Annotated in this window: 13 protein-coding genes; 7 read left to right on the top strand and 6 right to left on the bottom strand. The window is 44.7% G+C overall.

What is annotated here, in order from left to right; genetic code table 11:
* The first annotated feature begins 43 nt into the window (after positions 1 to 43).
* From ACOIT5_RS19505 to ACOIT5_RS19530, 6 genes are all read left to right on the top strand, one after another.
* Positions 44 to 496 carry a hypothetical protein gene (locus ACOIT5_RS19505; RefSeq protein WP_423127845.1) on the top strand — a complete coding sequence of 151 codons (453 nt, stop codon included), beginning with the start codon at positions 44 to 46 and terminating at the stop codon, positions 494 to 496.
* A 21-nt stretch (positions 497 to 517) separates the two neighbouring features.
* Positions 518 to 2,575 carry a cation:proton antiporter gene (locus tag ACOIT5_RS19510; RefSeq protein ID WP_423127846.1) on the top strand — a complete coding sequence of 686 codons (2,058 nt, stop codon included), beginning with the start codon at positions 518 to 520 and terminating at the stop codon, positions 2,573 to 2,575.
* Positions 2,576 to 2,601: 26 nt separating this feature from the next.
* Complete coding sequence (locus ACOIT5_RS19515; RefSeq protein ID WP_423127847.1) at positions 2,602 to 4,875, top strand: cation:proton antiporter; 2,274 nt, start codon at positions 2,602 to 2,604, stop codon at positions 4,873 to 4,875.
* Between the two features lie 50 nt (positions 4,876 to 4,925).
* Positions 4,926 to 5,825: an AraC family transcriptional regulator gene (locus tag ACOIT5_RS19520; RefSeq protein ID WP_423127848.1), complete on the top strand. Its 900-nt coding sequence runs from the start codon at positions 4,926 to 4,928 to the stop codon at positions 5,823 to 5,825.
* Between the two features lie 233 nt (positions 5,826 to 6,058).
* A complete protein-coding gene (locus tag ACOIT5_RS19525; protein ID WP_423127849.1) occupies positions 6,059 to 6,772 on the top strand; it encodes a pirin family protein in 714 nt (237 codons plus the stop codon).
* A 61-nt stretch (positions 6,773 to 6,833) separates the two neighbouring features.
* Positions 6,834 to 7,406 carry a YceI family protein gene (locus ACOIT5_RS19530; protein ID WP_423127850.1) on the top strand — a complete coding sequence of 191 codons (573 nt, stop codon included), beginning with the start codon at positions 6,834 to 6,836 and terminating at the stop codon, positions 7,404 to 7,406.
* Positions 7,407 to 7,492: 86 nt separating this feature from the next.
* On the opposite strand, the gene ACOIT5_RS19535 is transcribed toward ACOIT5_RS19530, so the two are convergent.
* Both ACOIT5_RS19535 and ACOIT5_RS19540 read right to left on the bottom strand, forming a co-directional pair.
* Entirely contained in the window at positions 7,493 to 8,767 is a 1,275-nt protein-coding gene (locus tag ACOIT5_RS19535) for a replication-associated recombination protein A (RefSeq protein ID WP_423127851.1), read from the bottom strand.
* A 14-nt stretch (positions 8,768 to 8,781) separates the two neighbouring features.
* Entirely contained in the window at positions 8,782 to 10,692 is a 1,911-nt protein-coding gene (locus ACOIT5_RS19540; protein ID WP_423127852.1) for a tetratricopeptide repeat protein, read from the bottom strand.
* A gap of 127 nt (positions 10,693 to 10,819) precedes the next feature.
* On the opposite strand from ACOIT5_RS19540, the gene ACOIT5_RS19545 reads away from it, so the two are divergent.
* Positions 10,820 to 11,392, top strand: coding sequence for a DNA-3-methyladenine glycosylase I (locus ACOIT5_RS19545; protein ID WP_423127853.1), 573 nt, complete (start codon positions 10,820 to 10,822; stop codon positions 11,390 to 11,392).
* A gap of 425 nt (positions 11,393 to 11,817) precedes the next feature.
* On the opposite strand, the gene floA is transcribed toward ACOIT5_RS19545, so the two are convergent.
* From floA to ACOIT5_RS19565, 4 genes are read right to left on the bottom strand one after another with little or no spacing between them, the layout of a single operon-like run.
* Positions 11,818 to 12,795 (bottom strand): flotillin-like protein FloA, encoded by a 978-nt coding sequence (gene floA, locus ACOIT5_RS19550; protein WP_423127854.1) that lies wholly within the window; start codon positions 12,793 to 12,795, stop codon positions 11,818 to 11,820.
* Positions 12,795 to 13,268 (bottom strand): hypothetical protein, encoded by a 474-nt coding sequence (locus tag ACOIT5_RS19555; protein ID WP_423127855.1) that lies wholly within the window; start codon positions 13,266 to 13,268, stop codon positions 12,795 to 12,797. The genes floA and ACOIT5_RS19555 overlap by 1 nt, the downstream gene beginning before the upstream one ends.
* Before the next feature lie 10 nt (positions 13,269 to 13,278).
* Entirely contained in the window at positions 13,279 to 13,560 is a 282-nt protein-coding gene (locus tag ACOIT5_RS19560; protein ID WP_423127856.1) for an ATP-dependent Clp protease adaptor ClpS, read from the bottom strand.
* On the bottom strand, positions 13,560 to 14,879 hold the full coding sequence (locus ACOIT5_RS19565; protein WP_423127857.1) for a tetratricopeptide repeat protein: 1,320 nt from the start codon (positions 14,877 to 14,879) through the stop codon (positions 13,560 to 13,562). Before ACOIT5_RS19565 ends, ACOIT5_RS19560 begins: the two co-directional genes overlap by 1 nt.
* Positions 14,880 to 15,005 lie beyond the last annotated feature (126 nt).

The raw sequence follows: 15,005 nt of genomic DNA on the forward strand, positions 1-15,005 counted from the left end.
AGCATCAGAAGCAGTTTAATGCATATTATAAAATAAAAAACCAATGAAATGCAGAATTATAATATTCAGTATGGCAGGTTTGGCCATGTGGCTCGGCGCCTGCATCAGCCCGGGAGCGGAAAAAGAAAATGATGTTTACATCCTCAGCACCTGGCAACTTGATGAGAAGACACACCATTCAATTGTGCATCACTGCGTGGAAACCGAATTTGCAGACATTCCGGCGGTATTTGTATTGAAGAAAAAAGGAGATGACCTGCTTTTGCAATTTAACGGACAGCACCACATCTGGGTGGCGCCGGCCAACAAAAAATATTTTTATGCCTGCCAGGTGCTGAAATCATCTGCATCAGGCCGATTTTGCGGTTTTCAAACAGAAATCAGCATTTATTTCAGCCTGGCTGGCCGCGACCAAAATAAAATAAAAGGTTTATGGAGGGCTACCACCTGCGATTATTGTCCGAGAGTAGAGTTTATCGCCCACAGAATTAATTAGTCAAGTTTTAAAACAACGGTTATGAGTGAAATTAGTTTGCCAATTAACGACCATGTATTATTATTTTTTGTGCTTATATTCATCATTCTGGTATCCCCTATTTTATCACGCCAGATAAAATTGCCAGGCATCGTCGGGATCATCCTGGCCGGTGTAATCGTTGGCCCAAACGGGCTGAATATCATCGCAATGTCATCGGCAATTGAACTTTTGGGAGCGGTTGGATTGCTGTACATCATGTTTCTGGCGGGCCTGGATATTAACCTGACCGATTTTAAACGAAATAAAGATAAAAGCCTGATTTTTGGCATCCTTACATTTGTCATTCCCCAACTTTTCGGAACCTTTCTTTTCAGGTTATTGGGCTTCTCGTGGCCAGCCGCCATTCTGATCGCAAGCATGTTTGCCTCGCACACATTAGTCGGTTATCCAATCATTACCAAATTGGGAATCGTTCGGAACAGGGCCGTTTTAACCACCGTTGGAGGAACAATTTTTGCCGATACCCTTGCGCTACTGGTGCTTGCTATTGTTGCACGTTCAGCAAACGGAGGCCTTGATCTTAATTTCTGGATAACTTTAATCATTCTTTCGACGATCTACGTTCTTGCGATGGTATACCTTCTTCCGATTTTGGGACGTTTATTTTTCCGTCATGCAGACGACGGGATTATTCAGTTTCTTTTCGTGCTGGCCGTAGCATTCCTGTGCGCTTTTCTGGCACGGGCAATTGGCATCGAACCCATTGTCGGCGCATTCCTGGCCGGGCTGGTATTAAACCGGATGGTGCCGGCTTCAAGCCAATTGATGAACCGGGTTCAGTTTGTGGGGAACTCGTTATTTATCCCGTTCTTCCTGCTTTATATCGGGATGATTGTGGACGTGGAGGTCTTGTTAAGATCGCCTGCCTCATGGCTGATCATGGCCACCATGCTCGCCACCAACATGCTAACCAAGCTGGTTTCGTCCAAACTGACTCAACGTATTTTCAAGTTTACCAAAGAGGAAGGTTGGGTTATTTTCGGGCTGACAACAACCGAAGCTGCCGCCACCCTGGCCGCTACCCTGGTGGGTTACCGGTTGGGCATCATTGGCGACGAAATCTTAAACGGCGTTGTGTTAATGATACTGGTGACCTGTATTATCGGGCCCTGGGTGGTAGAACATTACGGGCGCAAGATTGCTTTTGAAAAGGCGGGAGAGAAATTTGAAAGAGTCAGCTTTCCGCACGTACTGGTACCATTATCCAATCCGTCAACCGTAAATCATTTGTTATCCGTCGCCATCATTTTAAAAGATTATGCGCTGAATCATATCTCTGCGCTTTCGGTTCTGACTGATCCCATGAATCTGGACGATCACCAGGATTTTTCGGAGAAGTTACTGAATAACGCAAGGGAATATGCTGTTTCGGCGGGAATAGAACTGAATACCCTGAAGCGGATTGACGTAAATGTAGCCAATGCCATTTCGCGTGCAGCCCTGGAAGAACATGCCAATTTGCTGATTATCGGCTGGAACGGACAAATCTCGGCACAAGACCGTATTTTTGGAAGCGTGCTCGACCAGTTGCTGGAGCTTTCTTCACAATCCATCTTTGTTTGTAAAATGGAAAATTCAATCATGAGTAATTCCCGGATTGTCCTGTACCTGCCACCAAAATCAATTAAAGAACCGGGCTTTTTCGACGTGATCACATCGGTTGTTCATTTGGCGATGGGCATGAATGCCCCGCTTCACCTGGCGCTGGATGAAGGATTGCTTGATGTTATGGAACTGACCTTGAAAGGCATGAAAACAAAAGCTGAAATCAATTTCCACACGTTTTCAGCAGTGGAGCCTCCCCTGGAACAATTAGCGTCGGTAGTTAAAAAAGACGATCTTTTAATAGCTGTCGGAGCTCGCCGGAAAACCATGAGCTGGCTGCCATATGCCGATCAGTTACCCAATAAATTGGCGGCCGGTTACCGGGATATGAATTTTATTATTGCTTATCCGGGTATCCCGTACGAGAAACATGAATTTATTACCTTTGAACGGGATGAGCTGTTCAGGCAATCAGCTTTTTCGTTTGACTGAAATAAATAACCGGTTACCAGGATCTTATGAAAAAACTCAGGAATACATTCTTTTATATCGGTATTGCCGGAAGCCTTTCCTGTCTGATCGTTCTTACCATTTGGCTTGGCGCAGACCTGGATCCGGGACGAGGCGGAGGAATCGCGGGCTCCGCAAAAAACCATCTTGCAGCATTTTTTCATTTATTTGCTCAGAATCTGAAGCATCCGCTTGCCATACTCCTGGCACAAATCATCCTGATCGTTCTTGTTGCCCGGTTGTTTGGATGGGGATGCAGAAAAATCGGACAACCACGGGTTATTGGTGAAATCCTGGCCGGCATTGTTTTAGGCCCATCCTTGTTAGGCTTTTATTTTCCGGCTGCGTTTTCTGTTGTTTTCCCGGCTGAATCGCTTGACAACCTGCATTTTGTCAGCCAGATCGGTCTGATCCTTTTCATGTTTGTTATTGGACTGGAACTGGACTTGAGCGTATTGAAAACCAACGCACATCATGCGATCATCATTAGTTATGCCAGTGTCATTCTTCCGCTGGCTTCGGGAATAGCCCTGGCTTATTTCCTTTACGCCTCATTTGCTCCCCCCGGAGTAGCTTTTTCTTCCTTTGGCCTGTTCCTGGGAGTGGCCTTGAGTATAACTGCCTTTCCCGTTTTGGCAAGAATCGCCAAGGAGAAAGATATTCACCGGAGCCGGATCGGAACCATTGCCGTGACCTGTGCGGCCTCTGCCGATATCATTGTCTGGGCCGTACTGGCTGTAATTATTGCCATTGTCAGGGCCGGATTTATTTTAAGCGCCATTTACTCCATCCTGTTTGCCCTGCTCTACCTGTTCCTGATGATCCGGATCGTCCGGCCTTTTCTGAAACGGGTCGGCGAGTTACATCCGACAAAAGAAAATCTGAGTAAACCGGTTGTTGCCATTTTTTTCATCACACTGGTGCTTTCGGCCTACGTGGCGGAGGTTATCGGAATACACGCCCTGTTTGGCGCTTTTTTAGCCGGGGCAATCATGCCTGAGAATGTAAAATTCAGGAGTTTGTTTATTGAAAAGGTCGAAGATATTGCCATCGTGCTTTTATTGCCCTTGTTTTTTGTATTTACCGGGCTTCGTACTCAAATTGGCTTGCTTGATCAGCTATTCTTATGGAAAATAACCGGGCTGATTATCCTGGTTGCTATTGCGGGAAAATTTCTGGGGACAGCCTTACCGGCCAGGTTAACCGGACTAACCAACAAGGATAGTTTTATTCTCGGAGCCTTAATGAACACCCGTGGCCTAATGGTTTTGGTTGTCCTTAATATTGGATACGATATCGGCATTTTAACTCCCGAAATCTTTACCATGATGATGATTATGGCCTTGGTAACAACAATGATGACCGCGCCGTCCTTGTCATTCATCGATTGGGTATTTCAGCCAAAACCGGGAGATTTCAAATATGAACTGAGTTCGTGGAGCAAATATCACATCTTGATTTCATTTGCAAAACCCGAAATGGGGAGATCGTTGTTACGTTTGGCCAATAAGCTGGTAAAAAAGCTTGACGAAAACGCTTCGGTTACGGTGATGCATCTTTTGCCCGATACCGAGTTTCACCAATATAACCTCGAAGAATATGAGGTGGAAAGCTTTGCACCGGCGATCGACGAATCAAAAAAACTGGCTCAGAAAATCTCCACCTTATTTAAGGTTTCAAATAACATCGATGCCGATATTACCGGGATGGCAGACGATGGTCATTATGATTTACTTCTGATCGGGATTGGTCAGTCGATCTTTGAGGGCAGTCTGCTGGGAAAATTGCTTGGTTTTACGGGCAGAATTATTAGTCCGGACAGAATATTGAACCAACTCACCGGAAAGGAAAACTTATTCGGAAATTCTCCTTTTAACGAAAGAACCCAGGCCATTATTTCAGGGACAAACGTTCCTGTAGGCGTTTTAATTGACAAGGGACTGGAGAGCACCGATTTTGTGATTGTTCCGGTTCTTTCGGATCAGGACTGCCACGTTATCGGGTTTTCAAAAAAACTGATCAGGAACTCCGGTTCACAGGTTATCGTATGGGACCCGTCAGGCCTCATCAAAAATAATGTTGAATTAAAAGAATTGATAAAAAGTATCGAACAGATTGCACCAAATCATATCGCGGTCTTTAACGACAGCCTGATTGAGCACGATTTGCTGGAGAAAAGCAATTTAATGATAATCAGCGTTTCCAGCTGGAAAAAAGCGATAAACCAGAAAGGTAATTGGTTGACAAATATTCCTTCAACGCTGATCATTTCTGAAAAGTAAGCTTCGTAAGTAACAGCACATCAATTAGGATATTTTGAATATCCGGGCGGATGCTTATCTTTAACCTCATGCACAGCGAAATTAAAACATACGACCTGACAGACGCCGCGGGGAAGCAGGTTGAATTTATACTGAAAGACATGGGCATTCTGTACGAGCAGATGAACGGTGAACCCGACCGCCCGCACCGCCACGACTATTTTACCATTCTGCTGATTGAACAGGCCAAAGGCAAACACATCATCGATTTTAAAGAATATCAGCTGTTTAATCATTGTCTTTACTTCATTTATCCCGGTCAGGTACACCAGGTAATGGCCACAAAGAAACCAACCGGTTGGGTCATCAACTTCAGTAAGTTGTTCCTGGTGCAGAACAACATTTCCGATCAAATGATCAATGATCTGTACTTATTCAACAAACATGGCGAAACGCCGCCCCTGCCCGTCAACGAAAAAGACTTTCAAAATTACAAAGATATCATCCGCCAAATCAGTCAATACAGCGAACTCGACCTGGATTATAAAAACGAGGCGCTTGGCGCCCTGCTTAAATTGATTCTGATCCACAGCAACACCCACTGCAGCATGCATAAAGAAAAAAACCCGCAAAGCATTGAAGCCGGGAATCAATTGGTACGCGAATTCAAACGGCTGATTGACGAGCATTACAAAGAATTGCATAAAGTGTCGGATTATGCCGGTCTGCTCTCGGTAACCAGCGACTACCTGAACAAATCGGTCAAAGCGCTCACCGGAAAATCGGCCAAAGAATATATTCTCGACCGGATTTTACTGGAAGCCAAACGGGTATTGCTGTTTACCGAACTCAGCAACAAGGAACTTGCCTTTGAGTTAGGCTTTGAAGAACCAGCCCATTTCAGTAATTTTTTCAAAAAATATAACGGACTTTCACCGCTTGACTTCCGCAACTCCGCCCGCCAGTCCTGATTGATGATTAATGATTGATCACCGATCACTGTTTACCGATTACTGACTGATTACCGATTACTGATTACTGATTACTGATTACCGATTACCGATCACAGAGCAACCATCCCGGATTTTTGCAATCTCTGTCCTGATTTTTGCAAGGTAAAAGACATTTTTGTCTGTTATTTTTGTATCATCAATAAATCAAAAACCCGACCTCGGGTGAACGATCAGATGAAAGGACAGAAAAAATGAAAACAATTGTACACAAATCAGAAACAAGAGGACATGCAAACCACGGATGGTTAGACTCATACCATACCTTCAGTTTTGCCAATTATCACAATCCCGAACGAATTCATTTTGGCGCGCTTCGGGTATTAAACGACGATACCGTATCGGCCGGACAGGGTTTCGGCACACACCCTCACGACAATATGGAAATTATTTCGATCCCGTTGTCGGGCGACCTGGAACACCGGGACAGCATGGGAAATACCGCCATCATCAAAGAAGGCGATGTACAGGTGATGAGCGCAGGAACCGGCATCTTTCACAGCGAGTACAATAAAAACAAGGATAAAGAGGTAAAATTTCTTCAAATCTGGGTATTCCCGAACCGAAAAAATGTTTCACCGCGCTACGACCAGGTTTCGTTGACCGACTTGGAAAAAGAAAACAATTTTTATCAAATCCTGTCGCCCAATGCCGGCGAAAAAGGAGTTTGGATTTACCAAAATGCCTGGTTTAGCCTGGGGAGGTTCAGTGGGAGCAAATCCATCGACTACCAGCTCAACGACAACAATAACGGCTTATACGTGTTTGTACTCGAAGGAAATGCAACGGTTGCGGGACAGAAACTGGCAAAACGCGACGGAATGGGAATCTGGGAAAGTTCAACAGTCAGCTTTGAGGTAGAAAAAGATTCAAAACTTCTGCTTATGGAGGTCCCCATGAACAACTAAATAGGAAATACAAACAAAAAACAGATGATTAAAAAATTTGAATATTAACAAAAAAAGAAAAATGATGAAAACGATTAAATTATTGATTATTGCTCTCGGTGTAGTGTTAACAGGTACTGTAAATGCCCAGGTTTTAAAAGCGAATACAAGTAAATCGGAAGTTACCTGGTTAGGTAAAAAAGTAACCGGTCAGCACAACGGTACAATCAACCTGAAAAGCGGCGAATTAAATGTTGACGGAAGTTCGATTGCCGGCGGTGAGTTTATTATTGACATGAAAAGTATCAAAAATCTGGATATTACGGATTCGGAAACCAACCAGAAACTGGTCGGCCACCTGAAATCTGACGACTTTTTCAGCGTTGAAACCTACCCGGAGGCCAAACTGGTGATCAAAGAGAAAGCAATGTTTAGCGGCAACTCGGCTAAAGTCACCGGCGACCTGACCATCAAAGGGATCACCAACCCGGTCACCTTCGATGTCACCCGGGATGGCAACGTATATACCTCCGACATTACGGTCGACCGCTCAAAATATAATGTACGCTATGGTTCCGGTTCATTTTTCTCGAATCTGGGCAACAACCTGATATACGACGAATTTGTCATTGGAGTGAAGTTGGCCGTGGAATAATTCCGTCCGGCATGAGGGGAAGATAAGCCTGTAAGCGTTTTGCTTGCAGGTTTTTTCATTCTTACCGGTTAGCCTGCCGATACATTTCAAAAACGTTTCCCCCACCAGGATTTTAGCCGCTCCAGAATCTTTTGCTCCGACGAATTTGCCTGAGGCCTATAAAACCGTTCTTTTTTGATTTTTTTTGGCAAAAAATCCTGTTCGGCAAAATTACCTTCGTACGCATGGGCATATTTGTAGTATTTTCCGTAACCCAAATCTTTCATCAGTTTGGTAGGTGCATTGCGGATGTGCAGCGGAACAGGCAAATCGCCGGTTTGCCGAACCAGTTCCAGCGCTTTGTTAATTGCCTCGTACGCCGAATTACTTTTAGGCGAAGTAGCCAGATAAATGGTACATTCAGACAAAATAATCCGCGATTCGGGAAAACCGATCTGGTGAACGGCATCGAAAGTGCTTTGAGCCAGCAAGAGCGCATTCGGATTAGCCAGCCCGACATCCTCGGCAGCTAAAATTAACAAGCGCCGGGCAATAAACTTGGCCTCCTCTCCCCCCTCAATCATCCGGGCCAACCAGTAAACGGCAGCATCCGGGTCGCTTCCACGGATACTTTTTATGAAGGCAGAAATAATATCGTAGTGCATTTCGCCTTTCTTATCGTAAATGGCCAGGTTATTTTGAAGCCGGTCAACAACTTTGTTGTTGGTAATGGTAATTTTAACTTCTTCTTCCGAATTAACCAAAAGCTCGAGCACATTCAGCAGTTTACGCGCATCGCCGCCCGAAAACCGTAACAGCGCTTCGTATTCCTGCACATCAATTTCTCTTTTCTTTAATTCAGTATCCTTCGTTATCGCCAAATCAAGGATTTTCAGCAAGTCCTCTTTTTCAAGATGTTTGAGCATATATACCTGGCAGCGTGAAAGCAAGGGGGAAATAACTTCAAACGAAGGATTTTCGGTCGTAGCGCCGATTAAAGTCACCAAACCCTGTTCTACGGCCCCTAACAACGAATCCTGCTGCGATTTGCTGAAACGGTGAATTTCGTCGATAAATAAAATGGGATTCGCGCGATGAAAAAATTGCTGTTTTTGGGCTTTATCAATCACATCACGTACATCTTTTACCCCCGAACTCACCGCACTTAAAATATAAAACGGACGTTCGAGCGTATTGGCAATAATTTTTGCCAAAGTGGTTTTTCCTACTCCCGGCGGTCCCCATAAAATAATAGATGAGATATTTCCCGACTCAATCATTTTACGCAAAACAGCTCCTTGTCCGACCAGGTGTTCCTGTCCGATATAATCATCCAGCGTCTTCGGACGCAAACGTTCGGCAAGCGGTTGTGAGCTGCTCATTTCAATAAATTCATCTAATTACAGTAACGTTTAATTACGTTGTAGGCCTCTTCGATTCCCAATTCCCCTGCTTTACTTAAATCCATGGCGCCGCCGTCAACATCATCGAGGTAAATTTTGGTCAGGCCCCGGTTAAAATAAGCCTCGGCAAAATCAGCCTGCAGTTCGATGGCCTTATCGAGGTTGACAATCGCCTCTTCGTATTTTCCAAGTTTACAAAGGATATACGATTTGTTGTACCAGGCAAACGGAAATTCAGGACTGATGTTCATACATTCCTGGTAGTCGTTCAAAATGAATTGATAATCAATGATGGCCTCTTTGCCCTTTGGTTGATGATTCCCGGCACCGCCCATCGGGACCGTCAGATCTTCCGAAAAATCGGGGAGCGACTCGAGCAGTTCAACCATTTTTATCCGGCAGTTTGCCCGGCTAAAAAGGGCCAGTGTATTTCTGCTGTCTGCCTTAATCGCCTGGTCAAAATCTGTCATGGCGTCTGCATAATCATTGATCAGGAACCTGAAAATCCCCCGGCTAAGGTAATTTTGCGGTACCTGGTTGTTCCTGATCTTTTCATTGAAATATAGAATATTATTTCTGAAGCTTTCCGAAAAATCATCCGTTTTCCGGTTTGTAATGGTCATCAAGGGGGTATAATTATTAAACCGGTTCAATTCTTCCAGCGACAGGTTGTAATACTGAAGACGCTCGTAATCAACCGATTGCTCACTAAACGATGCAATAACAAAGATACTTTGCAATTCGATGATCACATTTTTATTCTGAATCCGTCCGTCATCCACTTCCTCTTCGCCCATGGTGGGCAGGTTTCGGGTATCGGCCAAGGCTAATTTAAACCGGCGGCGCTCGCGTTGTTCGGCGCTCTCTTCCTCTTTGGCAACCGGCGCGGCATTGGCTTGCTGCTGATTTTGCGGATCGGGGTCGGCTGTTGTATTTTGTTGTTGTCCCGGGTGATTATTGGCAGCAGTCTGTTGCTGTTGCTGTTGCTGCGCATAATAATACTCCTCGGGTGTCATTCTTGGGATATCCAGTTTTGGATCCAGCCGGGCTGCAATCCGGTAGTCTTCTTCATAACCCGGACGGTTTAAAACCTCTTTGGCAATCCCCCTGTTAAAGTAAGCATTGGGCATCGTTGGATTCAACTGCAAGGCCATATCGTAATCCATAATCGCCCCCTCGTAATCCTCCAGTCGTTGTTTAACAATTCCCCGGTTATTAAAAGCATAAGCATTTTGAGGGTCGAATTTCAGTGTTTGGTCAAAATCGCGCAGAGCAGCAGCAAAATCTTCCAGTTCGAAACGCGCCAGCCCCCGGAGCAGGTAAGCGCTGGCAAAGTGCGGCCTGATTACGATCGCCCGGTTCAAATCTCGGATAGCTTCTCTCACATCGCCTTTTACAATGTTGGCATTACTGCGATTGATAAACGCATTCACAAAATTGGGATTTACAGCCAGCGCTTCATTGTAATCTTCAATGGCCCCGTCAATGTCTTTCATCGACATTTTTGCAATTCCCCGGTTGTTATAAATGGCAGCATTGCGGGGCGATAATTCCAGTGCTTTGTTATAATCGGCAATGGACTGTTCGTAGTTGTGCAGTTCGAGGTAGGCCAGCCCGCGGTTGATGTAAGCATCCGGGTAATAAGGCTTTATATTGATCGCTTTGTTATAGTCGTCAATTGAACCCCGAAAATCTTCCAGTTGATGCTTGGCAACGCCTCTTAAAAAATAAGGCTCGGGAAGCTGTGGCTTGAATTTGATGACAATATTAAAATTTTCGATTGCCCCAACGTAATTACCAATTGAGATTCGGGTCTGCCCCACCTGGATATAATGGTTTATATTCAACTGGGCCGAAGCCAGGCTAACCGTAAATAACAGCAAAATAAAAAGTCGTAGTTTCATGGGGGCACAATTTACAAAGAGCAAAAATAATATTTTAGAATGATCCTGATTGTTTTTAATATTTTTGAACAGATTTTGGATTGTTAACAAATTTCAGGCCAACGAAACGAACATAAATTATACTCCAATGGAACAACGATGCGCATGGTGCTTAAAAGATGATTTATACATGGCTTACCACGATCACGAGTGGGGAGTCCCGGTTCATGACGACAGGCTTTTATTTGAATTTTTATTGCTTGAAGGCGTACAGGCCGGATTAAGCTGGCATATGGTCCTGCGAAAACGCGAAAACTATCGCCTGGCCTATGATGGCTTTGAACCGGAAATTGTGGCAACATATGACGACGGCAAGATGAACAGGTTACTCCAAAATGATGGGATTATCCGTAACCGTTTAAAAATCGCCGCCAGCGTGAATAATGCCCGGCACTTTCTGGAAATCCAGAAAGAATTTGGAAGCTTCGACAAATACATTTGGTCGTTTGTCGATTTTAAACCGATTGTCAATTATTTTGAAAATCCAAGTGAGGTTCCGGCAACATCGCCGGTTTCGGACCGGCTAAGCAAAGACATGAAAAAACGCGGGTTCAAATTTGTCGGATCAACGGTAATTTACGCCCATATGCAGGCCACCGGAATGGTGAATGATCACCTGGTATCCTGTTTCCGTCACCAGCAACTGGCACATCCTGAATAAAGGTCAAAAAAAAAGAGTAGATCCCTATCTACCCTTTTCAAACCTAACTAAACCAATAAAACTAATCAAACCTAAACTTATGAAATAAAATCTGAGACAAAGATATGTTGAAAAACACAACCATGTGTTACCTCAACGTTAAAATTTATGCCGAACAACATATTTTAAAAAATCACTTTTACAAAAATAAAAAAAGAGTAGATCTCTATCTACCCTTTTCAAACCTAACTAAACCAATAAAACTAATCAAACCTAAACTTATGAAATAAAATCTGAGACAAAGATATGCCGAAAAACACAACAATGTGTTAAATCAATGTTAAAATTTATGCTGCGCAACATTTTTTATACCGACATTTTTTCGTAACTAAAAGCCCTGCTGATTTTCATCAACAGGGCTCCATCTTATTTTTTGTGCGAATTCGTTACTCAACACCTTTCTGTTGCTCGTCTCCCGAGATTGATTCGCGCATTTGAGTATCGGCCATGATGTTCTTATATTTCATGTAGTCCATAATTCCGAGATTTCCGAGACGGAAGGCCTCTGAGATCGCCAGCGGGATTTGGGCCTCGGCTTCAATCACTTTGGCCCGGGCTTCCTGGGCTTTTGCTTTCATTTCCTGTTCAAGGGCAACGGCCATCGCGCGCCGCTCTTCGGCTTTTGCCTGGGCAATGTTTTTATCCGCCTCGGCCTGGTCGATTTGTAAACCGGCGCCAATATTCTTACCAATGTCGATATCGGCAATATCGATTGACAAGATTTCGAAAGCGGTACCGGCATCCAATCCCTTGTCCAAAACGAGTTTCGAAATTGAATCCGGGTTTTCGAGTACGGTTTTATGGGTATGCGATGAACCGATGGATGAAACAATCCCTTCGCCGACACGGGCAAGTACCGTTTCTTCGCCGGCGCCGCCAACCAGTTGTTTAATGTTGGCGCGTACGGTAACCCGGGCCTTCGCAATCAGCTGGATCCCGTCTTTGGCAACTGCAGCAACAGGCGGAGTATCAATTACTTTCGGGTTTACCGACATGCGTACTGCCTGAAATACATCGCGCCCCGCCAGGTCGATCGCGGTTGCCATATTAAAAGTCAGGTCGATGTTGGCCTTCTCGGCGGAAACCAAAGCATGGACAACCATATCAACCTTACCTCCGGCCAGGTAGTGAGCTTCCAGTTTGTCGCGGTCGAGCTTCAAGCCGGCTTTTGTTCCTTCAATCAATGCCCGGACAATAACTGAAGGCGGCACTTTACGAAAGCGCATCAGGAACAGCTGCAGCAAAGAGATTCTTACTCCCGATACAAGCGCTGAAAACCAAAGCCCGATCGGTATAAAATACAAAATGATCATCAACAGGATAAAAATCCCGGCAATCAATCCAAAAGGTCCAAAATAATCCATTATTCTTTATTTATAGGTTCGACAATAATCTGAGTCCGCAATACTTCAACCACCCTGACGGAAACTTCCTGATCAATAAATCCCGTGATAGCCTTGGCCTCCACAAGCTGATTGTTGATCTTCACTTTTCCCACCGGGGCCAGCCGACCGGTCGTTACGCCTTCGTCGCCCGGGTGCACCAGTTGGGCATCTACTTCGCCAACCTTGGCCGTAATTTCCGATTCAAGCACCATCTTACCTCCCACCCGGCCTTTAAAAAAGCGATAAACCAGAATCGGTGAGGCAATTAATACGAAAGCCAGGGTAACAATCCCGGCAATTACACCATAGGTATCAAAAGCCAGGTAAACACTGGCGCCTAATAACAAAACCCCGCCAATCCCGGCAATGGTTACGCCCGGAATAACAGCAAATTCGAGCAGGAGCAATAAAATGCCCAGGAAGATGAGAAACAGGATGATTAGAATGGTCATATATTATTGGTTAATCAATGGTTGCTGTAAGGTCTTTGGCATTCAGTGCCTTTTTCATTGGACTAAGGTAATTAAAACTTCCTTTCTTTACATCACACTTTCCTTTATAATGAGTTAGTAAAGTACATTGGATGGCCTGTTCGTGCTCGTGATCACAAATTTTCATCAAGGCTTCGATAACGTAGTCAAACGAATGATAATCATCATTATGAAGAATGAGAAAACGATCATTCTTCAGTTCTATATTCTCATTCTGAACAGGCTTGTTTTTTAAATTTTCTTTTGCACTCATTAATCGGTCAATTTTCTGGCTTCATTCACATTTATACGTTCATTATTCCGATAGGCTGCAATAACAGCATCATTTACCCCTTCCATTTTCACCTGACTCTGCATCTGCTGAGCATCCCGGTAGCTTTTCATCTCTCCTACCGTGTAAACCGTTACCCCCTTTTCATCGGTATACTGGTCAATACGGCGGATAACGGATAGTTTTCGAAACATTCGCTGCACCCACTCGGGCGGTGTGCCCCGGTAAGCGCCGATCTGTATTTTATAAACAATTTGGTTGGTTGGTTCGGCCGGAAGTTGGTTCTCGATCACTACGACCACGGTATCAGGCGCAACAACCGGACCCGCAGGTAACATTTCTTCCTGCTTTCCTGTCTCTGTTTTTGCCCGGATACTGTCCTTTAACTGTCCGATTTCATCTGTAAATTCGCTGATTTCGGGTTCGCCGGCCTGGTTCCAGTAGAGGAACTCCTTTTCATTGGCCTCCAGGTAGGCATTTCGTACCTGCTGATTCATCCGGTAGGTATCCTGTTCCAACGCCAGGATCCGGTCGGCAAGTTCCTCCCGCATCGATACCGGTGCGGCGGCGTATTGTCCGCGCAGATTTTTCATCTCGTCCATTTTCGATTGTAATTCCCGTTCGAGCAACCAACCGTTTATAAACGCAAGTTTGGATGATTCATGCTTGAAATGATCCAGTTTCATGTAGTTGATCCGCGCATTCACCTGAAAATGAATCAAACTGTCTTTCAGCGCATCCGGAACCACCAACGGTACATTTTCCACTGTTACAACCGGTTCAGCCGCCAAACCGGCCACCTGTGGCAATTCCGTTTTAACCGGTTCTTCGGATACAGCCTTTTGAAAAGGATTAATCCGGTTTCGGCTCATCGACATCAGTTCATTAACGCGCGAGGCATTTACGTCCTTCTTTTTCGCCAGATTTTTAAATGTACTGTAATTTTTCAGGGCATTTGACCAGTTGCCCTGCGCCTGGTAATACTGACCCAGATAATAAAAAGCGTTGGGCTGTTCATCCTGCGCCAGCAAAAGGGCCTGCCGGGCCCCCTCCGTATATTGTCCGGATTCAACAGCGCTGGCGCCAAAATAATAGTTCAGCGACTTATCATCAGGATACAGGCGCACCAAATCAGAAAACACCAAATAAGCCTGGTCGTAGAGGCCTGCGTCAAACTGCTTTCGGGCTTGTTGTTCCGGGTCGGTTTGCGCCCAAAGGTCTGTCCCCCATCCGAAAACGAACACGTAAAGCGTGAGCAAAATTGATCTGCTTAAAATGCTGTATTTTTTTTGTAGGATCATGCCGAATTATTGAGTTTCGACCTAAAATTACAAAAATTGTTGAAAGCTTACCCCCCCCCGCTTCCCTTGTTAATAATTTATTCGCATTCTCACCAACTGTTTTTCAGCTTATCGCCGCCAGTTTTG

Origin of the sequence: Gaoshiqia hydrogeniformans (assembly GCF_049347105.1) — a bacterium.
GTDB classification, from domain to species: Bacteria; Bacteroidota; Bacteroidia; order Bacteroidales; family Prolixibacteraceae; genus Gaoshiqia; species Gaoshiqia hydrogeniformans.

What these genes read in the sequence shown, in the direction of transcription:
- ACOIT5_RS19565 (WP_423127857.1), bottom strand. Translation starts at nt 14,879, where the DNA reads ATGATCCTACAAAAAAAATACAGCATTTTAAGCAGATCAATTTTGCTC.
- ACOIT5_RS19540 (WP_423127852.1), bottom strand. Translation starts at nt 10,692, where the DNA reads ATGAAACTACGACTTTTTATTTTGCTGTTATTTACGGTTAGCCTGGCT.
- ACOIT5_RS19525 (WP_423127849.1), top strand. Translation starts at nt 6,059, where the DNA reads ATGAAAACAATTGTACACAAATCAGAAACAAGAGGACATGCAAACCAC.
- ACOIT5_RS19535 (WP_423127851.1), bottom strand. Translation starts at nt 8,767, where the DNA reads ATGAGCAGCTCACAACCGCTTGCCGAACGTTTGCGTCCGAAGACGCTG.
- ACOIT5_RS19505 (WP_423127845.1), top strand. Translation starts at nt 44, where the DNA reads ATGAAATGCAGAATTATAATATTCAGTATGGCAGGTTTGGCCATGTGG.
- floA (WP_423127854.1), bottom strand. Translation starts at nt 12,795, where the DNA reads ATGGATTATTTTGGACCTTTTGGATTGATTGCCGGGATTTTTATCCTG.
- ACOIT5_RS19530 (WP_423127850.1), top strand. Translation starts at nt 6,834, where the DNA reads ATGATGAAAACGATTAAATTATTGATTATTGCTCTCGGTGTAGTGTTA.
- ACOIT5_RS19520 (WP_423127848.1), top strand. Translation starts at nt 4,926, where the DNA reads ATGCTTATCTTTAACCTCATGCACAGCGAAATTAAAACATACGACCTG.
- ACOIT5_RS19560 (WP_423127856.1), bottom strand. Translation starts at nt 13,560, where the DNA reads ATGAGTGCAAAAGAAAATTTAAAAAACAAGCCTGTTCAGAATGAGAAT.
- ACOIT5_RS19510 (WP_423127846.1), top strand. Translation starts at nt 518, where the DNA reads ATGAGTGAAATTAGTTTGCCAATTAACGACCATGTATTATTATTTTTT.
- ACOIT5_RS19545 (WP_423127853.1), top strand. Translation starts at nt 10,820, where the DNA reads ATGGAACAACGATGCGCATGGTGCTTAAAAGATGATTTATACATGGCT.
- ACOIT5_RS19555 (WP_423127855.1), bottom strand. Translation starts at nt 13,268, where the DNA reads ATGACCATTCTAATCATCCTGTTTCTCATCTTCCTGGGCATTTTATTG.
- ACOIT5_RS19515 (WP_423127847.1), top strand. Translation starts at nt 2,602, where the DNA reads ATGAAAAAACTCAGGAATACATTCTTTTATATCGGTATTGCCGGAAGC.